The sequence below is a fragment of the Sporichthyaceae bacterium genome, assembly GCA_036269075.1.
Taxonomy (GTDB): Bacteria; Actinomycetota; Actinomycetes; order Sporichthyales; family Sporichthyaceae; genus DASQPJ01.
Window position 1 is genome coordinate 15,882 of sequence record DATASX010000082.1, and the last position, 19,097, is coordinate 34,978.

Below are 19,097 nucleotides of genomic sequence, written 5' to 3' on the forward strand. Positions count from 1 at the left end.
GCCGGCCATGCCCCTGCTCGCCGGAACCGTCTCCCCGTTGCGCGTCGTCCCCGCCGCGATCCCCCGCCCCGAGTACGTCGGACGCCCGAACCCCGCGGCCTACACCGGGCCCGAGGTAAAGGACGCCGAGACCATCGAGCGGATGCGGGTCGCCGGGCGCCTGGCCGGGCAAGCGCTGGCCGAGGTGGCCAAGCACATCGCCCCCGGGGTCACCACCGACGCGTTGGACGCCATCGGCCACGAGTACCTCTGCGACCACGGCGCCTACCCGTCGACGCTGGGCTACAAGAGCTTCCCGAAGTCGCTGTGCACCTCGGTCAACGAGGTCATCTGCCACGGCATCCCGGACTCCCGGGAACTCGTCGCCGGCGACATCGTCAACGTCGACATCACCGCCTTCCTCGACGGCGTGCACGGGGATACCGACGCCACCTACCCGGTCGGCGAGATCGACGAGGCCTCCCGGCTGCTGCTCGAACGCACCCAAGAGGCGATGATGCGGGGTATCAGGGCCGTCCGGCCGGGGCGCCCGATCAACGTGGTCGGCCGGGTCATCGACTCCTACGCAGCGCGGTTCGGCTACGGCGTGGTCCGCGAGTTCACCGGCCACGGGATCGGGACCGCGTTCCACTCCGGGCTGGTCGTCCCGCACTACGACACCGAGATGTACGACACGGTGATCCAACCCGGGATGACTTTCACGATCGAGCCGATGCTCACCCTCGGCTCGCCGGCCTGGGACATGTGGGACGACGGCTGGACGGTCGTCACCCGCGACCGCTCACGCACGGCCCAGTTCGAGCACACGCTGCTGGTCACCGACGCCGGCGCCGAGATCCTGACGCTGCCCTGATTGACGCCAGGAGCCTCCGGCACCGAGGTGCCGGGGGCTCCTGAGGTCCTGTCGGTGCTTACTTCTCGCTGGCGTTCGCGATCCGGAACGTGGCGGACTTCAGCGCCTCGGTCTGGGTCGGGTCGGCGAACTGGAAGGCCGCGACCTGCCGGGTCTCGCCCGGGCCCATGCTCTGCTCGAGCAGCTCGTCGCTGGCGATCCGCGTCTTGCCGCTGGGGTCCAGCGCCTCGAGCTGGATGGTGAACGAGCGCGTCTTGTTGGTCTTGTTGCGGACCGTGACCGCGAGCTGGCGGATGGGCTGGCCGATGCCGTTGTAGCCGGTCGTGAACTGGCCGAAGGTGACGTCGACGTCGCTCAGGACCGAGCTGGTCGCCGTGCCACTGGCCTTCTGGTGATCGTCGTGGCCGGTCTTGATGCCCCAGATCATGTTTCCGGCGACCGCCAGGACCGCCGCGACCGCGAGCAGCCGCCCGGTACGCGCGAAGCGTTCGGCGTGCGCCGCCTCGCCGCGCAGGCGAACCCGCGAGGCCGCGGTGTGCCGACGAAGTTCGCGGGTGGCCACCAGCACCGCCAGCACGGCGAACCCGAGCCCGATGTACTTCAGGATCGGCCACCACGCCAGGACCAGCGCGCCGGCGCCGAGCACGAAGGCCGAGACGGCGAAGTCGACGCGCTGCCGCGGCTCGGACTCGCGCTCGACCGGGGCGTCGTAGCCGGCATAGCGGTCGTAACCGCCGTGCGGCCGCGCCTTGCGGACCTCGGCCTTGCGCTTGCGGCCGTACCAGTGGCGCCCCAGGTTGACGTTGCGCTCGGGGACGTTGGGCCGCCAGGACGACGATTCGCCACTGCCGTCGCCGCCGTGGCCGACCTCTCGCCTGTCGTGCAAGCTGAACATTGCCCGTTCGGTCCCTTCCACCTGGAACGGCACTACTCGGAGGCGGTCGTACCGGCGAGGAGGGTCAGCGGGCGCCGGCGACCTGACATGGTGCTTTCAAAGCGTGCGGCTTCGGGTGCGCCGCTGGATACAGACTTGGCGGGATTTGACCGAAGGGCCGCCGGCCCGTGACCAATGGGGCGCCAGGTAACAGTGTTGATCATGGCCCGCGTTGACCATGGTCTGCGTGATCGCTACTGGACCGACGCCTGCGAGACGTCGTAGTGCGCCGTCATCAGCTTCGGCACCAGGGTGCTGTTGACGATGTTGAACACCCGGACCTGGGCGATCTGGCCGGGGCCGACGTTGGGTACGAAGGCCGAGTCGGTGGTGATCACCTGGTTCTTCGCGTCGCGGGCCTCGAACACCAGGTTGTACGACGCAGTGTGGTCGGTGATGTTCTGAACGCTGACCGGGACGGTCGCCATCACCAGTCCCGTGTTGTCAAGCTCGGTGTGCGGGGCGCCGAAAGTCACAGTGATGTCACGGGACAACACCTGGGCGGTCGAGGCGTCGCCGTCCGGGAGCGCCACCGAACCGGCGGCCGGGTTGGGCGGCGGCGCGCTGCTGGTGCCCGTCGACCCGAACGCGGCCGGGGCGACGGTCAGGCCCACGGCAGCGACGATCGACAGCAATATCCCGGCCCACGCAGTCAGCCCGACCGGGCGAGAGGCTGCCCGGGAGCGCCGCCACGCGGCGAGGGCCAGGCCGATCGAGACCGCGCAAGCGGGCAGGCAGAGGAAGTTGACCGACTCGACCACGAACGTGGCCACCGCGAGGACGCCGAGCGCCGCCGATGCAATCGCCAGGGGGTCGTACGAACCCGGCGTGGAAACCGCCGGCTCCTCCCCCAGCCACGGCGGACGGGCGAACCCGATGGTCGTCATCTTTCCCAACCTCCGAAGTGCTTTGCCTGCCCCTCGGTCCCACCTCGCAGCAGGACCCGGCTCAATGACACCGGACGTGCCGTGATCTTCGCGGCCGTTTGACCATGAACTGGCCGAACGGACCATGGACGCCCAACTGAATGTCCCCCTTCGGCGGATGTGCGCCGAAGGTGCACGGCCCGGTCATTACCGGCCACGAACTCGATCCCGGTTGAACTGGACCGGCCTGGCGACCGTCCCCCAACGGTCGGTATACCCAGGTCAGGCATCAACCGAACGTCTGATTCACGTTCGACGAACGGACCGAATCGAAAGGAACGCGAAACCGGACGAAGCTGCCCGCGGTCGAAGCCGCCACAAGGGCCCGACCGCACGGTCGGGAACGGCGGAGGGGACACGCGGGAATGGTCGGTTCGCACTGGTTCGTGTACCCGGTCGAGGACGGCATCGAGCTGGTGATCGACTCAACCGACGCCGAGGTCTACGAACGAGCGCTGGCCGAGTTCGTCAACCACTTCCTCGACTACGACCTCGTCGACGAGTGGACCGTTGACGGCGCCGAGGTCATGCGCTTCGTGCCGGCCCCGGTGAACGCTCCGGCGCCCGAGACGGCGAAGCGCAACCGGCGGAGCAACAAGGTGCCGGCGCCGCGCAGCGCACCGGAGTCCGCCGAGGCCTGCTGAGGGCACAAGTGCGCACCGCGCGCAATGCCGGGCTCACCAGCGCCGCGCCGAAGCCAGGCCAGTGCGTCGCAAATTCCGCGAATGTGGGCAATGCCGACCCGGTGCCCATGGACTGGAAGGCGTACAGCGGGTAAACATCCGCAGACAGCCCTCTGCCCCGGAACGGATCGTCTTGCCCCTCTCGCGCCCAGCGCTGCGCCACGGGCTGGTGCGCCCGGCGATCGGAGGGGTGGCCGTCGCCGCGGTGGTGGCCGGCGCGGCGTTGGCGGCCCCGGGCTTGCACTCGCACTCCGCGGGTCCCGCGCACGCGACCGCCCGGCTGACCTCGGCCTCGACCGCGAACCCACCGGCCGCGCCGGTCGACCCGAACTCCCACCAGGGGCGCATCGACGCGGTCTGGGCCGCCGCCCGGGCCCGGCACCCGCAACCGCCGGTCACCGTCACCAACCCGGACCGCCCGATCGACTGCGACCACCTCAAGTGCATCGCGTTCACCTTCGACGACGGCCCGAACCCGCGGACCACCAGTCGGCTGCTGCCGATCCTGGCCGCGAAGCACGTCCGAGCGACGTTCATGCTGGTCGGCCAGATGGTAGTGGCCGACCCGCACGCGGTGGCCGAGGAGGCCAAGGCAGGCGACATGCTCGGAATCCACACGTGGCGACACCAGTCGTTGCGTGGCCGGTCGGTCCAGAGCATCGCCGACGACCTCACCCGCACCTCGGCGGCGATCACCAAGGCCTCCGGGTACCGACCGTTCGTGGTGCGTCCGCCGTACGGCGCCGTCGGCGGGCAGACCGAGATGAACGTCGAGTTCCCGCTGATCAAGTGGGGCGTGGACTCCGAGGACTGGCGCTCGCGCAACCCGGACGCAGTGTTCAAGCAGGTCACCTCGACCGCCGCGCCCGGCTCGATCGTGCTCATGCACGACACGTACCCGTCGACGATCGACGCGGTCCCCCGGCTGATCGACTGGTTCGCCGCGCGCGGCTACACGTTCGTGACGGTCTCGGAGTTGTACGGGGGCCAGCTGAAGTCGCACCGGACCTATTTCGGCCGCGAGAAGGTCGTCGCCGCCAACCGGGCCACGGACCACAAGGCCGGCATCGTCCGCAAGCCGTGGATCGACCCCGGCCCCGCGCCGGCCGTCCCGGCCCCGGGCACGCCGGCCGCCCCCACCGCGGAGGTCGCGACACCCGCGCCGAGCCCGACCGAGGACAAGTACTCCTGAGCCCGGCGCGCCGGTGCCCGGGGCCCGGGAGCGGGGGCCCCGGGCACCGTGGGTTGCGGCCGGGTCAGTTGAACGTGATCAGCGGTTTGACGATCCCGTCGCTCTTGGAGGTCATGAGCTCGAACGCGTCCTCGATCTGGTCGAACGCGAACGTGTGCGTGGTCATCGGGGTGGGGTCGATCCGACCGCTCTGCATCAGGCGGAGCAGGCGAACCATGCGCTCGGAGCCGCCGGGGCACAGCGCGGTGTGGATGGCCTTGTCGTTCATGCCCAGGCCCCAGGCGTCCAGGTGCAGCTTCAACGGCTCGGGCACCTCGCCGTGGTAGCCGATGTTGGACACCCGGCCGCCGGCCTTGGTGACCGACATGGCGGCCTCGAAGGTGGCGGGGAAGCCGAACGCCTCAATGGCCGCGTCCACCCCGACGCCGCCGGTGAGGTCCATGATCGCCGCGACCGGGTCGCCCTTGCTGAAGTCGACGATGTCGGTGGCGCCGAACTTCCTGGCCAACGCCTGCCGCTCCGGCCGGGACTCGACGGCGATGATCCGGCCGGCGCCCATGACGCTCGCGCCGATCGTGGCGCACAGGCCGACCGGGCCCTGGGCGAAAATCGCGACGGTCTCGCCGAACTGCAGGTAGCAGTGTTCGGCGCCGACGAAGCCGGTGGAGAGCATGTCGCAGCAGTAGACGGCCTGCGCGTCGGTGATGTCGTCCGGGGTGTGCGTGAGGTTCGCCGAGGCGGCAGGCACGATGAAGTACTCGGCCATGTTGCCGTCCATCTGGGTCGTGTACTTGTACCCGCCCAGCGGGCCGCCGCACTGGCTGGTGAAGCCGCGCTGGCAGTAGCTGCAGCGGAAGCACGGCGTGACCGCGCCGACCGTGACCCGCTGACCGACCTCGAACCCGGTCACCGCGGCGCCGAGGGAGTGGATGACGCCGACGGACTCGTGCCCGAGCGTGCGGCCGGGCTCGACCGGGAGTGCCCCGTTGACGGTGTGGATGTCCGAGGTGCAGATGAGTGCGGCCGTCGTGCGGACCACCGCCTCCTCGGGACCGGGCGTGGGGATGGGCTTCTCCACCACTGCGGTCTCGTGAGGTTTGTTGATCACGAATGCACGCATCGTCGACGCCATACGAGATTCCCTTCGCTTCGGGTCCGGCAGCGCTGCCGGTTGCCCCACCCAATCGCGCGAATCTCAACAGCACATCAACTCTGCGTCGCCGAAGCGAGGATCATGTCCGTTTGGTCCGGTCTGTCCCGGGTACCTACGCTCCACGACCGGCACGCCGAAGCCGGCCAAAACCGCGGAGAGCAGCGCATGACCACGACGGAGTCGACCGAGACCGATCCAGCGGACGCCCGTGAGCTGACCGAGCGCATCCGGGAGGCCGCCGAGACGGTCTACGAACTCGTGCTCGAGGCCCACGACCGGAACGTGTGGGAAGCGCTCGGCTACGGCTCGTGGCAGGACTACGTAGGGGTCGAACTGCACCTTGAGGCGCCGGAGACCGTCAGCGCGACTGCCTGAGCCTCGCCGGCGTCAGAACCCGCACGCCTTGGTGAGGGTCGTGACGTCCTTCTCCATGGTCTTCTCGGTCGGCAGGAAGTGCTCGAGCTGCGCCTTGGTGTGAATGGTCTTCGTCTCGGATGCGGCCGTCCGCAGCACGCTCGCCAGGTTCTTGACGTCGGAGCGGACCTTGGCGGAGGTGCCCTCGGGGGCCGACACCGCAGCGATCTTCTTCGCACCGCTCGAGGCCTTCTTGCTCCAGCCGTGCAGGGCCGTCAGGAACACGCTCTCGGTGTTGCCGGCCGAGCCCAGCGCGGTGGACGCCTTGGCGAAGGGCTGCAGGTCCTCGAACACCGTTGCGCAGTACAGCAGCGTGGGGGTGCCGGTCGTCGCCGCGGCCGGGCTCACCGCCGCCTGGGCGTTCGGGGCACCCGCGCCGATGATGGCGATTGAGGCCACGAAAGCGGTGACTGCGGCAATCCCGGTCCGGCGCATTTCTTGCTCCCCCTGCTCGAAAAGAACGTCTGGGAGGAGCTTCCGGCGAAACCACCCGCACCGGATCGGGCCTTCGGCCGGCCCTACCCGCCGAACGGATGATTCGGGACGGATCGGGCGCAATCGGGCGGGACGGACCAACGACGAGGTGCTCGTCCTGGCGCAGGAGGTCCGCACGCTCCGCCGCGCCTGCGCGCCCTACGGCGAAGCGCCCACGATCAGCCCCTCGGGCAGGGCCGGTCCAGATGCAGCCGGCGGGACACGATGTCGTTGGCGACGTCGCTCAGCGGTCGGTGCATGGCGACGGCATAGGAACGCAGCTTGGCCTCGGCTTCGTCGATGTCGACGTTGAGCTGAGCCATCACCATGCCGGCCGCGTGGCAGACGGTCAGTGATTCACCGGGATAGGTGTTGGACCTGGGGATCGGGTTCATGCCGTGACCTTCCGGCGAGAGGAATTTTCGACTGTCGCCGGGGTCCGGAGCGCGTTAGGCGTTCTGCCCACTAACGGCTCGTCTAGTCCTCCGCCGCCGAGCCGTACGCTCGGCGACCGGGCCGTCACGCGAGGTTATCGAGCGACGGGCCACGTTGTCACCCGGCTTGTATGCCAGGTTCTCCCACGCTGTATGCCCTTCAGCAGATGTTGGACCCGCCCGCTCGATGTCAGCCTTGCGAACCCCAGCCGTCGACTCCGGAGCGACGCCGAAGGTTCGTGGAGGTCCCGACGTGAAGTGGACGAAGTCCTCGGTGGAACGGTCGTGGTGCTGAGCACCGTCCTGGCCACGGGCGTGGCAACGGCCACGCCGCCGCACGGAGTCGCCGTGTTGAGAGAATCGCGCGCGGGGCGTTGCGATCGGATCCGGCGTCATCACGGTCACGCCGGGTTCCGGCGCCTACGTCGGGTCGTACGCTCTGGAACCCAATTCGACCGCCGGGTGGCGCACGCAGCCGGGGCTCTCGATCCTGGCGATCACCGAGGGCACGGTTCGGGTCGTCCAGGCGCAGGGGTGCACGATCCGCGAGTACCAGACCGGGGAGGTCGCGGTCCTGCCGGCCGGTCGGGTGCTGGTCAGCAACGCCGCGAGCAGCGCGCCCGCGACGTTTGTCGGCTACTTCGACAAACTCGACAAGGGCGCGGCACCGCCGCTCGCGGACGGGGCCGAGACGAAGGCACCCACTGGCTGTACAGGCGGGGACTACCGAGCCGCCCCCGTTGGGCTCACGGCGGTCGACGGCTCCCGGGGCACCTTCACGTCGATCGCCATGTGCGGCTACGACAAGGCGTTCGAGGCCCGGCGGCTGACGGTGCCAGATGGCGGGGACGTCCTGATACTCAGGGTCACCGCCCTCCCGGGTACCAGTACCGGCTGGTATCGCCACTCCCCCGGCCTCGCGATCACCACCAGGGGCCAGGTAGGCATTTATCAACCCACCGCCACCGGTTGCGCAAAGGTCGAGGAGAGCCACGCCGGGGACGCCGTCTCGCACGCCCACCACGACCTCCACCTGAGTGTCGTGGAGGGCACGGAACCGTACGAGGCCACGCTCATCTACTGGTGCATGGGGAACAACAAGATCCCCATGCCCGGTATCGCCAATTTCGCCGAGGCGAACGACTTCACCCCTGGCCCGCCCAACGGCTGCACGACGTTCTGACCAGCTACGGACATGGGAACTGACGCAGGCTCAGGCGCTGCGAACCTCAGCCCGGAATTCGAGGATCGGGTCGCCCGCCGCGCGGTGGTGCGGGGCGCGGTCACGTTGTGCGCGGTCGGACTCGGGGGCACCCGGTCGGAGTCCGCCGGGCCGTCCTCGGCGGCGCCCGGCGGCGAGCCACTCGGCCCCGCCGACAAGGTGCCCGTCGGCGGTGGCGCGGTGTACGCCGAGCAGAAAGTCGTCGTAACGCAGCCGAAAGCCGGGGAGTACAAGGCGTTCAACGCGATCTGCACGCATCAGCGGTGTCTGGTCGCAAACGTCGAGGGCGGGACAATCAATTGCGCCTGCCACGGCAGCAGGTTCTCGATCAACGACGGAGCGGTCGTCCGGGGCCCGGCCCTGCTGCCTCTGGCCGCCAAGGCAGTCAGTTCGAACGGTGGCACCCTCACGCTGACCTGACGCCCGGGCCACAGCTCTATTCCGCCGTCAGGCGCCGTTCGGTTGCCCGGGAGGCCAGTTCGGCGCGACGGGTGATGCCGAGTTTGGCGAAGATGTGGTGCAGGTGGATCTTTGCTGTTCCGGGCACGATCAGCAGGCGATCGGCGATCTGATTGTTCGTCAGGCCCTGGGCGGCAAGCTCGACGACCATGAGTTCGGTCCGGGTGAGGGAGTCCCATCCGGCGCTGGGGCGTTTGCGTTCGCCACGGGCGCGGGCGGTGTAGGCGATGGCCTCAGCCAGGTCGAGGGAGTAGCCGGCGGTGCGCGCCTGTTCGAACGCCTCCGGTCCGAGCGCCTGCGTGATCCCGGCGGTGACGTCGTTGCGGGCCGCTGCGTCCAGCGCGTGGATCACGGCCCCGGTGCGTGCTCGCAGGCCGTCGGCGGCGCCGAGGAGGCGTGCGGCCTCGGTCCAACTCTGCGCGTCGGCGGCGAGGCGGGTGAGGCAATCGAGGGTGTCCGCGGCGACCAACGCGAAGCCGTGTGCCAGGCACAGGGCCAGGGCCTGGTGGTGAGCGGTCTCGGCGTCGATGCGCCGGTCCTGCACGCGGCGCAGTCGGCCGGTGGCGTTGGCCGCGCGGGTCAGGTACCAGGGCATCGGGACGGTTGCCGTGAGCCGGGTCGTCTCCTCCTCGGCGGCGGTCGCGGCGGCGAGGTCGCCGCGGTACAGGGCGATCCGGCCTCGGATCAGCGCCAGTTCGAGGGAGACGAAGCCGAACCCGGTGGCGCTCAACACCGGGGTCACCGTCTCGAGGGCCGTCTGCGCGCCGTCCAGATCGCCGCGGGCCAGCGCGAGGGTGGCGCGTCGGAACAGCACCCATTCGAGTCTGGCCCACGAGGAGCGGTCCATCCACGCCGCGCTGCGGCGCAGCATCTCCTCCGCGGCCTCGAGCCGACCGGCCTCGAGCATGGCGTCGGCGGCCCAGGCCGCGCACCACGATTCCAACACCGGCTCGCCCAGTGCCCAGGCCGCCGACTCGGCCGCGGTCAGGGCGTCGATCGCCTCGGCGAGCCGCCCCTGGCGCCAGTGACCGATGCCGACGATCAGGTCCCGCCACGCCGTCCAGAGCGGACTGCCGGTGTCGGTAGCAGCCTCGTGCAGGCCGGTCATCCATTCCTCGGCCAGGTCGGGGCGGGCGCACGCCCAGATCATGGCGAAACCGGCGCAGACGTCGGCCATCGTCACCCCGAACGGGTCGCCCGCGGCCGCGGCCGCGGCCCGCGCCTGCCGGGCGACGTCCGGAGCCATGGCTGGGGCACCGAGGGCGGCCACGAGCGCTTGCATTCCCAGCGCTCGGCCGAGGGGGAGTTTGTAGTCGTGGCGCGCAGCGAGCTCCACCGCGGCCGTCGTCTCGGCGATGCCGTAGCCGCCGGGGAGGTCCATCGCCGCGGCACCGAGCTGGCCCGCGGCCCACAGCAGCCCGGCGCGCACTGCTGACGGGTCATCAGGTAACGCGGCGAGGACGTGGCGCACCCGGATCACCGACTCCCCGTGGCGCCCACGTAACTGCCAGAACAACGCCAGATCGGTGACCAGCGCAGCGGCGACGTCGAGCATCCCCCGGTGCAGCGCCCAGTCGACCGCCGCGGTCAGGTCCACCCGGATCGCGTCGAGAGCATCCAATGTGGCGATCTGCGGCGCGGCCGCAAGCTCGGCGGCCGCCTGCGCGGCGACCCGCACGAACTCGGCCAGATGGGCGTCGTGCACGCCTTCGGCCTCACCGGCCTCCAGCAGCCGCCGCCGGGCGAACTCGCGCACCGGGCTGAGCAGTCCGTAGCCGCGACCGTAGAAGGCGACCAGCGACTTGTCCACCAACACGGCCAGCGCGGCCACGACGTCGTCACTGTGCAGGTCTGGGCCCGAGGTGATCGCCTCGGCCGCATCGATACCGAAGGGGCCCCGGAACACCGCCAGCCGCCGCAGCAGCACCTGCTCCGTCGGCTCGAGCAGGTCGTGGCTCCACTGCACACACCCGGCGATGGTCTGCTGCCGCGACGGTGCACCACGCACAGTGCTGCTCAGCAACCGGAAGCTGTCCGCCAGCCCGGTCAGGATCCGCTCCGGCGACAACGCCCCGACCCGGGCTGCAGCCGACTCGATGCCCAACGGCACCCCGTCGAGGCGCCGGCACAACGCCGCGACGGTCGCCGCGTTGCCCGCATCCAGCTAAAATCCCGCGCGAGCCGCCTGGGCCCGTTCGCAGAACAGTTGCACCGACTCCGCTGCGGCGACCGCTGCGACGTCGGCCTCGCCGTCCGTGACCTCGGGGGGCAGGGACAGCGGCCCGATCCGCCACACCTGTTCCCCACCGACCCCCAGCGGTTCGCGGCTGGCTGCCTTCGTCGCTCGTGCGGACTGATTGCGGACTGAAATGCGAGGTTGTCTGGCGTCCCGTCTGACAGTTCGGTTGTTTCAAGGGCCGAAGTGCGGGCCCTGCGGGTACGTGCGGGTACCGTGGTGCAGCGATGACCAGTCAGCCGATCGAACCGGTCACGCCGGGCAGCCTTGCGCGGCCGGTGGCCGAACTACTGGCGCGCGCACGACCGCTGCCCTCCCCGGCGGAGATGGTGATCGCCGATCTCGACGAGGCCGAGGGAGCCGCGTTCCTGGCCACGTTGACCGGGTGAACCAGGCTCCAGGTCGCGGCCGGTGGTGATCGACACCGACGTCTACGGTGCGCAATTGGTCCCCGATTCGCCGCTGGCCCGCCGCTACGCGCCGATCATCACCGGGCGTCCGGTCTTTCTGAGCTTCCAGACGGTGGCAGAGTTGCGTTACGGCGCTTTGCTACGGGGGTGGGGCCCGACCCGCAGCGCGGCGTTGGACGCCAGGATCGCCCGCGCCGAGATCGTGCACACCGGCCCAGAACTTATAGCCGCCTACGCTCGGCTGCGGGTCGACTGCCAGCGCGCCGGGCATGCCCTGGCCCAGCGGGAGCACGACGCGGACCGGTGGGTAGCTGCGGTTGCGGTCCGTCTTGGGATCCCGCTGGTGGCCAACGACGGCATCTACACCAACACGCCCGGGCTGCTGGTCGAGAGCGCGGGGTAGAACCGGCGGCTGAGCGCGGATCAGGATCCAGCGGTAAACCCGGGGGCTGACATCAGCCTCACCGCTCGTTTCAAATACGGAGGGTTTTGGGCACAGGTCCCGCCGGACCATCGGGGCCCCCGATCGGGCTCGACGTACGCTGCCGGGCAAGCGGACAGAACCATCCCCTGCGGGGGCGGGCCCTTTGGTTCGCATTGCCTCGCGTGCAGGGGTGGTTCCGCGGCGGGTGGTTCCGCGGCCAGGGCCCTATGCCACAGGATATCTGACGTAGCATCAGTTCAGTCTTGGTTACCCCGGCGTGGCGGTGTGCGGGAATTCACCCCTGGGTTACCAGTCGGTAACCATGATCCCGTAGGCTCTTCGGAGCGAGCCGGGACGGGGTGGGAGCCCCGCGCGGCGTCGTTTTTGGCAAGGGGGCCTCGCGCGGGTCGATGACGCCGTGCGCGAGTTATGGGGATTCCACCGGCGCGGCAGGTCGCACCCATGGGCGCGTGCGACCGCAACAGCAGGTGAGCGATCCACGGGTCGCTACAGCCCACGGCTGTGGTCCTCGACGTGGAGGACGCACCGACGGCCGCGGCCCGACACCGGAAGTTCTTTTGTGCTTTCTGCAGCCGGACAACTTCATCGCACGTCCGGCGCCATTGGGAGGTATCCGATGAGTTCAACTCTTCGCGGCTATCCGAGCGTCTCGCACGTGTTCCTGCTCGCCCCCATGGCGGCGGCGGCCGCGTTCGACGTGATGATTCTGGATCCGGCGGTCGCGGTGGATCTGATCCCGGCCGGGCCGTTGTTCCGCGACCAACCACACCGCTACGCCGCCCTGCGCAAGCTTCCGGCCACGTTGCGGCTGCCTGGCGGCCGCGGGCGCCGCCTCGATGTGGTCCTCGAGCTGCTTCCTTGGTCCGAGCACCGTTCCGAGCTCGCGATCTCGACGACCGCGCGCCCGCATCTGCTGGTCGAGCGCAGCGTCGCGGGCTACCTGCAGGCCGCAAATCGGTACCTGTCGACGCTGGCAGAGCGGATGGACCCGCGACACCTGCAGGCCGACCGGGGAGTCGACCCAGTGGCCGCACAAGTCCTGGCGGCGCTCCGGCACGGGGGAGCGACCCTTCCCGAGCCGCGCACGACCGCGGCCACGAAACACGCGAACGTGCTCGACCAGCTCTGCCAACAAATCGGCCGCGAGATCACGTCGAGGTCGTGAACCCGCTTCCGCGGCCGGGACGTCGCAAGCACGCAGGTGGAGCTCCGCCGGGAAACGGAACCACCACCTGCCCGCGGCAGGTCCGCAGGATCGAGAACGCTCACGATCCGAAGGGCCCGCCCGATGGGTGGGAGCCCGGTACCGGGACGACCGGGCCCCCACCCCACCTCAACACAACACCTGAGATCAAGGAGGCGGGGGCGGCAGAGCAGGTGAAGCTCCGCGGCGGAGCGGTGGTGCTGATCCGTCCAGTCGAGGCCGCCGACGCTCCCCTGCTCGCCACGGCATTCGAGCGGCTGGGCAACACCTCCCGCGCGTCTCGATTCCTCACCGCAAAGCCGTGCCTGTCCGCGCAGGAACTGCGTGCTCTCACCGACGTCGACCACTACGACCACGAGGCGCTCGGCGCGCTGGACACCCGGGACGGGCGCCTCCTCGGCGTCGCCCGCTACATCCGCCACGCCGCCGACCCGACCTCCGCCGAGGTTGCGATCACCGTCGCCGACGAATGGCAGGGCCGCGGCCTGGGCGGTGAGCTGATCGCCCGCCTGAGCAGGCGCGCCCGCGAGGATGGCATTGACCGGTTCACCGCCTTGGTCGCCCCCGGAAACCTCGCGGTCGCTCGGTTGCTCCGCGGCTCCGGCGCCGACGTCAACGTCACCACCCGCGACAGGTACAGCATCGGGTACGAGATAGCCCTGGCGGATTGAGGTTTGACCCAGTTCGCGGAGGTTGGTGAGAGAACTTCGCGGTCTTGGCTATGTCAACCCGAACTGGCCCACCCAACGTGAGTGCGCCGATCGCATCGGATGTGGTGGCCGAGGTTCGCGGACCCGTTGCGAGCTTGCAGCGGGACACCCCTGGTCCGAGGGCCGGCTGGGCCCAGGCCTGTCTCTGCCGATGGGGCGTCCCGCTTCCGGTCACTACCGGACGTCCCAACCCCAAGGCGACACGCCGATCCGGGGGCGCCCGGAACCCGTGTTCAAAACTGTTCGAACGGCCTCAGGCTCCCGGGGTTTGCGGGGCGCATCCAAACACGACTAACGCGCCCACCACCACCGGCACCGGTACCGGTACCGGCAGCCCGCGGAGCAGCGGACACCGCATGCCTCGTCAGCGCGCATCGGGTCAAGGCGTCGGCCCGGTTTGCTCGAACAAGGCTGGGCGACGGTGGCTTCGTGGGTCGGCGACCACCCGGTCGTGAACGTTCTGACCTCATCGGGAAGCCGGCTCCGGCCGCGACAGCCTCACCCTTCGGCAGCAAGCTCGCTCCCCGTCCCGAGGAATTCAACTGCTCGATGATTTCATCTCAACATTGTCCGTGAGTTTCCGTTGCTGGCTATTCCCTACCGCCATCAGCCATCAATTCGATAGCACCTCCGGAGGATTGAAAGCGATTGCCGAAAGGGACAGGCATGTGCATTCTTCGAATGTACGGTGGTGGCAAACCTGGGGTGGTCGGGCGGGGGTCTGGCGGTGTTGAGTTCGGCGAAGATCGGGACCGCGTCGTGGCGTTACTACACCGGCGCCGTGGCCTGCGCGACCACGGAGTACTACCTCGGGATAGGTGAGGCCCCGGGTCGCTGGCACGGCCGCGGACTCGACCGCCTCGGCCTGGAGGCCGGCGCGGTGGTGGCCGAGGCGCAGCTGGAGGCACTCTTCGCCCGGGCGCTGCACCCGGCCACCGGGGAGCGGTTGGGGCGGGCTTGGCGGGCCGACGGGGTGACCGGGTTCGATCTGACGTTATCGGCGCCGAAGAGCGTCAGTGCCCTGTGGGCGTTGGGTAATCCCGAGGTCGCGGCCGCGGCGACGGGCGCGCACCGCGCCGCGGTGGCGGCCGCGTTGGCCTACCTCGACACCCACGCTTCCCTCTCGCGGCGGGGGACGGACGGCACCGAACAGCTACGGACGGACGGTCTGGCGGTGGCGTTGTTCGACCACCGCACGAGTCGGTGCGCGGATCCGCAGCTGCACACCCACGCATTGGTGGTGAACAAGGTGTTCTGCGCCGACGGGATCTGGCGCACCATTGACGCGAGCGAGTTGTATCACCACAAGAACAGCGCCGGGATGATCTACCAGAGCGCTTTGCGGAATGAACTCACCGGCCGGCTCGGTGTCGTGTTCGAGGACGTGAACGAACACGGACAGGCAGAGATAGCCGGCGTCCCCCAGGGTCTGATGAAGTTGTGGAGCAAACGCACGACCGCTATCGAGACCGAGGCAGCACCGAAAATCGCCGAATACGAAACCACTCTCGGCCGGACCCTTTCCGCGGGCGAGCGTGCCGTGGTGGTGAAGACCGCTGTCCTCAAGACGCGCCCGGGCAAGACCCACCCGGAACCGGCCACCCTGCGCCAGACCTGGGTGGCCGAGGCCGGGGCGGCCGGGTTCACCCCGCCCGCCCTGATGGCCGCCGTTGCGGCCGCGGCCCGGGAACGCCCGACACCCGCCGAGCGCAGCGAACCGGAGTTGCTCTTCGACGCGGTGCGGGCAGCCGGCCGCGCGCGTGCGGTGTTCTCCCGGGCGGATGTGGCCGCTCAGGTCGCCGCGCGCCTCCCGGCCGACGGGAGCAGCGCGGCGCAGGTAGCTGCCCGGGTGGAAGAACTCACCGAGATGGCCCTGGTCCACAGCGAAGCAGTCTCGGTCGGGGAGCACCCGAAAGGTGTCACCTCCCGGGCCTCCGACGGGCGGTGGTCCATGGACCGGACACCTTCTGGGCCGCCCGGCCCACCCGAACGACATGTGGCAAAGCGATCAGGTTCGAAACCAACCCTTGTAGCGGGACATACCGCCGAGGAACCATCCACCTAGGATGAGACCGAACCCATCGAGCCAGAGGTTCTCGTGGAGGGCGTTGGAGAGCCCGACGGCGCTGGCGAGCCCGACGATCGGCACGGCGACCGCCGGGACGGCGGCGTATACGGCGGCGGCCTTCGACACGCTCCTGGGCTGATCCCGGGTCAAGAGGCGAGTGCGCCGGCCGTTACCAGCGGGTAGAACCAGTCCGCCAAGAAAAGCGGTGCACCGGTGATGCAGGCGAGATCGAGGTCCCACATCGACCCGGCAACCCCCATAGCCGCCGACACGACACAAACCGTCACCAGCGCCACCCCCCGCAACCCGGCCAGCACATCCGGGAGCAGCCGGGCCAACAGCAGCGGGAGCAGTACGGCGCATGCGACTGCCAGCCCGATCGAACCCCACAACACTTCCCCGGGTACCTCCACCGAGAGGGGCGACGCGCACTGCGCGCCCGGCGCGGCCGCACCCAGACACCCTCCGGCAGCCACTCCCACCACCAGGACGGCCCCGGCGGCCCAGGCGGGATTGCGTGTCACCCCACGCAGCCGGTCAGGTACCACCCCTCACCCTCCCGGGCCGCGTCGATCCGTACCCGCGCACGGATCCCGACGAAACCCGCGCAGCGGTTGGACGCCGTGGCCGAACACTCGGCCGCGTACTTTCGGTCAGTTCGTCATAGTCCCAACGGCCGGCGCGTTCGCTCGCGGCCTGACCATCCGTCCCTCCCGAGTCGCGGCCGTGCCGAATGACCCATTGTTCGAGGAGTTCGACGCCGGGGAACAGTTGCAGGTCGAGTTCGACGCTGACGCCGCCGGTCCAGCTGGCGCCGACACCCACACCGAACTCGCCGCACAATCCGAGTGATCCGTCGTCACATCGGCTGCGGCCCCGCTGAACCGGCCCAGGTCTCGATCGGCGTCACCGAGCTTCACGAACCGGCGGTCCTCGGCACGCTGGACTTGGCAGGTGCTTTCCGACCGGTGCTCGCGGGCGCAACGCTGTAGTCGGGGTCGTTGAGCTGTTCGGCGACCAGGCCCCGGATCCCGACCTGGCGCAGGTGATCGAAGAAGGCGCCCAACTCGTCCGCCGAGGCATCAACCCGATCCGCGTAATCGGCCAGCAGCGCCAGCAGCAGTTCCTTGCGGCGATGGCGGTAGTCCTGCAACGTCACCCTGGTCGGGGTCCCCATCACCCGCGCGAGCGCCTCGTCCTGCGCGCCCGGTTCGCTCATCCCCAGCTCCCGGAACCGGGTGTAGAGATCGTCGAGCTGATCCTCCCGACCCAACGCCAGGGTGTAGAGCTCGTTCACCTGATCCGAGGTACCTACCAACCGCCGCGCATCACCCGGCGGGGGCAGGAAGAACCACACCAACGGCACGTCGAAGCCGCACGCGAACGCGAGGATCTCCTGCGCGTCGAACTCCCGACGCTTGTCCCCGCCCCACGAACGTTCCAAAGCCGAGATGCTCGCCTGCGGCAACCGCTGCCCCAGAAACGGCTCCAACCTGATGGCGGCCTCGTCCTGCGTCAGCCCGCGCAACTCCCGAGCCCGCCGGAAGTTGTACGCCACGATCTCGTTGAGATCCACCGGCGGATCCGGCGGCGCAATGTTCACCGCCGCCCGCTTGCCCTTCAGTGCCATGACCACAAGCCACATGGTTCCCGAACCATGTTGACACTTGCGACAGCACATGTACTGCGATACGTGCTAGCCAGTGTTCGGGAACAAGCGTCAGCAACTATGGGCCGCCGGGGCGCCAGACGCCTCGCGCAGTCGAACAGGTCGCCGAACGTCAGGAACCGGCCGACGCAACTCCGGTTATCCAGGTAGCGGGATAACCGAAGTCACCTTGCCCCGCGGCTGCGCAGCACCGAGATTCTTGAACCGACAACCCCCGCACAACAACCCAATACCAATCCCCAAGGCGAGAGGAGCACCACCATCGCCGCCATCGCACCCCTGTGGACCATCAAGGCCGTCTCCAAATTCCTCGGCATCCCCGTGCAAACGCTCTACACCTGGCGCCACCACGGCACCGGCCCGAAGGCCTACCGCTGCGGTCGGCACCTGCGCTACGACCCCGACGAGATCCGCCGCTGGCTCACCGAGGAGACGAACTAGCCATGGCCAGCATCCAAAAGCGGCCCGACGGCAAGTGGCGCGGCCGCTACCGCGACCCCGCGGGCAAGGAGCACTCGCGGCACTTTCCGCGGAAGATCGACGCGCAGAGCTGGCTTGCGACGGTCCAGACCGACATCCTGCGCGGGACCTACGTCGACCCGAAGGCCGGCCTTCTCGCGTTTCGGGCCTACGCCGAGGAGTGGCGTCTTGCCCGGATGCACCGGCCGAGCACCACGGCGTACTTCGAGACGATGCTGCGCCGCCACGCCTACCCGACGTTCGGCGACCGGCCGCTCGCGTCGATCCGGCCGTCGGAGATCCAGCTCTGGGTGCGGAAGCTTTCGGTCGTCCTGGCGCCTGCCACGGTGAAAGTGGTGCACGGAATCGTCGCAAGCATCTTCAAGTCGGCGATCCGCGACCGCCGAGTGATCGAGTCGCCGTGCGTCGGCACACGCTTGCCGAAGGTGGAACCGAACCGCGTCGAGCCTATGAGCACCGAGCCGGTCGAGCTGCTGATCGGCGCGCTACCCGCACGCTTCCGCGCGCTCGCCGTACTCGGCGCCGGCTCAGGGGTCCGCCAGGGAGAGGCGCTGGGCCTGACCGTCGACCGGATCGACTTCCTCCGGCGAACCGTTCGAATCGACCGGCAGCTCGTGCTCGTGCAGGGCCACGACCCATTCCTCGCAGCCCCGAAGACCGCGGCCTCGCACCGGACGATTCCGCTCCCCCAAATCGTCGTCGACGCCCTGGCCGAACATTTGGCGAGGTTCCCTCCGGTCCTGACCTCGATATGGGTCGGCGGACCGGACGCCACGATCGAGGACGTCTTGCTCGTATTCGTGGCCGAGCAGGGCGCCCCGATCCGGAGGACGGGGTTCTCCGCGACATGGCGCCCGGCGGCGGTAGAGGCGAGCCTGGCTGCGGGCACCGGCTTCCACGCGTTACGCCACTACTACGCGTCGTTGCCGATCCGGCATGGCGAATCGGTGAAGACCGTGCAGGCCCGACTCGGCCATGCGAGCGCCGTCGAGACCCTCGACACCTACTCACACCTGTGGCCGGATTCGGAGGACCGGACCCGCGAAGCCGTCGACAGTGTTCTCGGTGCTGCGGACTGGCTGCGGACCGGACCCACGCCCGGTCCGCAAACACGCAGTTCAGAGGCCTAGT

General features: G+C 69.5%; 22 protein-coding genes. 14 read left to right on the forward strand and 8 right to left on the reverse strand.

The features are described 5' to 3' along the window. Nucleotides 1-7 precede the first annotated feature (7 nt). Nucleotides 8-853: a type I methionyl aminopeptidase gene (gene map, locus VHU88_14305; protein HEX3612855.1), complete on the forward strand. Its 846-nt coding sequence runs from the start codon at nucleotides 8-10 to the stop codon at nucleotides 851-853. Between the two features lie 58 nt (nucleotides 854-911). On the opposite strand, the gene VHU88_14310 is transcribed toward map, so the two are convergent. Further along, nucleotides 912-1,748: a hypothetical protein gene (locus VHU88_14310; GenBank protein ID HEX3612856.1), complete on the reverse strand. Its 837-nt coding sequence runs from the start codon at nucleotides 1,746-1,748 to the stop codon at nucleotides 912-914. A 233-nt stretch (nucleotides 1,749-1,981) separates the two neighbouring features. Beyond that, entirely contained in the window at nucleotides 1,982-2,674 is a 693-nt protein-coding gene (locus VHU88_14315) for a hypothetical protein (GenBank protein HEX3612857.1), read from the reverse strand. Between the two features lie 404 nt (nucleotides 2,675-3,078). Here VHU88_14315 and VHU88_14320 point away from each other — a divergent pair, with 404 nt between their 5' ends. Continuing rightward, on the forward strand, nucleotides 3,079-3,357 hold the full coding sequence (locus VHU88_14320) for a hypothetical protein (GenBank protein ID HEX3612858.1): 279 nt from the start codon (nucleotides 3,079-3,081) through the stop codon (nucleotides 3,355-3,357). A 172-nt stretch (nucleotides 3,358-3,529) separates the two neighbouring features. Next, nucleotides 3,530-4,588, forward strand: coding sequence for a polysaccharide deacetylase family protein (locus VHU88_14325; protein ID HEX3612859.1), 1,059 nt, complete (start codon nucleotides 3,530-3,532; stop codon nucleotides 4,586-4,588). Between the two features lie 64 nt (nucleotides 4,589-4,652). Here the strand turns inward: VHU88_14325 and VHU88_14330 are convergent, their stop codons facing one another. After that, entirely contained in the window at nucleotides 4,653-5,708 is a 1,056-nt protein-coding gene (locus tag VHU88_14330) for an NAD(P)-dependent alcohol dehydrogenase (GenBank protein ID HEX3612860.1), read from the reverse strand. Between the two features lie 198 nt (nucleotides 5,709-5,906). Here VHU88_14330 and VHU88_14335 point away from each other — a divergent pair, with 198 nt between their 5' ends. Continuing rightward, on the forward strand, nucleotides 5,907-6,116 hold the full coding sequence (locus VHU88_14335) for a hypothetical protein (GenBank protein ID HEX3612861.1): 210 nt from the start codon (nucleotides 5,907-5,909) through the stop codon (nucleotides 6,114-6,116). A 12-nt stretch (nucleotides 6,117-6,128) separates the two neighbouring features. On the opposite strand, the gene VHU88_14340 is transcribed toward VHU88_14335, so the two are convergent. Both VHU88_14340 and VHU88_14345 read right to left on the reverse strand, forming a co-directional pair. Next, nucleotides 6,129-6,590, reverse strand: coding sequence for a hypothetical protein (locus tag VHU88_14340; protein HEX3612862.1), 462 nt, complete (start codon nucleotides 6,588-6,590; stop codon nucleotides 6,129-6,131). 218 nt (nucleotides 6,591-6,808) lie between these two features. After that, a complete protein-coding gene (locus VHU88_14345; protein HEX3612863.1) occupies nucleotides 6,809-7,024 on the reverse strand; it encodes an ANTAR domain-containing protein in 216 nt (71 codons plus the stop codon). 628 nt (nucleotides 7,025-7,652) lie between these two features. On the opposite strand from VHU88_14345, the gene VHU88_14350 reads away from it, so the two are divergent. Both VHU88_14350 and VHU88_14355 read left to right on the forward strand, forming a co-directional pair. Continuing rightward, a complete protein-coding gene (locus VHU88_14350) occupies nucleotides 7,653-8,246 on the forward strand; it encodes a hypothetical protein (GenBank protein ID HEX3612864.1) in 594 nt (197 codons plus the stop codon). 12 nt (nucleotides 8,247-8,258) lie between these two features. Then, entirely contained in the window at nucleotides 8,259-8,705 is a 447-nt protein-coding gene (locus VHU88_14355) for a Rieske (2Fe-2S) protein (protein ID HEX3612865.1), read from the forward strand. 16 nt (nucleotides 8,706-8,721) lie between these two features. On the opposite strand, the gene VHU88_14360 is transcribed toward VHU88_14355, so the two are convergent. Further along, on the reverse strand, nucleotides 8,722-10,875 hold the full coding sequence (locus VHU88_14360; protein HEX3612866.1) for a LuxR C-terminal-related transcriptional regulator: 2,154 nt from the start codon (nucleotides 10,873-10,875) through the stop codon (nucleotides 8,722-8,724). Between the two features lie 332 nt (nucleotides 10,876-11,207). Between VHU88_14360 and VHU88_14365 the strand changes: the two genes are divergently transcribed. From VHU88_14365 to mobF, 5 genes are all read left to right on the forward strand, one after another. After that, on the forward strand, nucleotides 11,208-11,369 hold the full coding sequence (locus tag VHU88_14365; GenBank protein HEX3612867.1) for a hypothetical protein: 162 nt from the start codon (nucleotides 11,208-11,210) through the stop codon (nucleotides 11,367-11,369). A 22-nt stretch (nucleotides 11,370-11,391) separates the two neighbouring features. Continuing rightward, nucleotides 11,392-11,793, forward strand: coding sequence for a PIN domain-containing protein (locus tag VHU88_14370; protein ID HEX3612868.1), 402 nt, complete (start codon nucleotides 11,392-11,394; stop codon nucleotides 11,791-11,793). 658 nt (nucleotides 11,794-12,451) lie between these two features. Further along, nucleotides 12,452-13,000 (forward strand): hypothetical protein, encoded by a 549-nt coding sequence (locus tag VHU88_14375; GenBank protein ID HEX3612869.1) that lies wholly within the window; start codon nucleotides 12,452-12,454, stop codon nucleotides 12,998-13,000. 236 nt (nucleotides 13,001-13,236) lie between these two features. Next, nucleotides 13,237-13,710, forward strand: a complete 474-nt coding sequence (locus tag VHU88_14380) for a GNAT family N-acetyltransferase (GenBank protein HEX3612870.1) — start codon at nucleotides 13,237-13,239, stop codon at nucleotides 13,708-13,710. Nucleotides 13,711-14,440: 730 nt separating this feature from the next. Next, nucleotides 14,441-15,814 (forward strand): MobF family relaxase, encoded by a 1,374-nt coding sequence (gene mobF / locus VHU88_14385; GenBank protein ID HEX3612871.1) that lies wholly within the window; start codon nucleotides 14,441-14,443, stop codon nucleotides 15,812-15,814. A 149-nt stretch (nucleotides 15,815-15,963) separates the two neighbouring features. On the opposite strand, the gene VHU88_14390 is transcribed toward mobF, so the two are convergent. Then, nucleotides 15,964-16,341, reverse strand: coding sequence for a hypothetical protein (locus tag VHU88_14390; GenBank protein HEX3612872.1), 378 nt, complete (start codon nucleotides 16,339-16,341; stop codon nucleotides 15,964-15,966). Between the two features lie 202 nt (nucleotides 16,342-16,543). Between VHU88_14390 and VHU88_14395 the strand changes: the two genes are divergently transcribed. Continuing rightward, nucleotides 16,544-16,669, forward strand: a complete 126-nt coding sequence (locus VHU88_14395) for a hypothetical protein (GenBank protein ID HEX3612873.1) — start codon at nucleotides 16,544-16,546, stop codon at nucleotides 16,667-16,669. 64 nt (nucleotides 16,670-16,733) lie between these two features. On the opposite strand, the gene VHU88_14400 is transcribed toward VHU88_14395, so the two are convergent. Next, on the reverse strand, nucleotides 16,734-17,447 hold the full coding sequence (locus VHU88_14400) for a helix-turn-helix transcriptional regulator (protein ID HEX3612874.1): 714 nt from the start codon (nucleotides 17,445-17,447) through the stop codon (nucleotides 16,734-16,736). Nucleotides 17,448-17,774: 327 nt separating this feature from the next. Here VHU88_14400 and VHU88_14405 point away from each other — a divergent pair, with 327 nt between their 5' ends. Continuing rightward, nucleotides 17,775-17,927, forward strand: coding sequence for a helix-turn-helix domain-containing protein (locus tag VHU88_14405; GenBank protein HEX3612875.1), 153 nt, complete (start codon nucleotides 17,775-17,777; stop codon nucleotides 17,925-17,927). 2 nt (nucleotides 17,928-17,929) lie between these two features. Then, entirely contained in the window at nucleotides 17,930-19,096 is a 1,167-nt protein-coding gene (locus tag VHU88_14410; GenBank protein ID HEX3612876.1) for a site-specific integrase, read from the forward strand. Nucleotide 19,097: the final 1 nt, after the last annotated feature.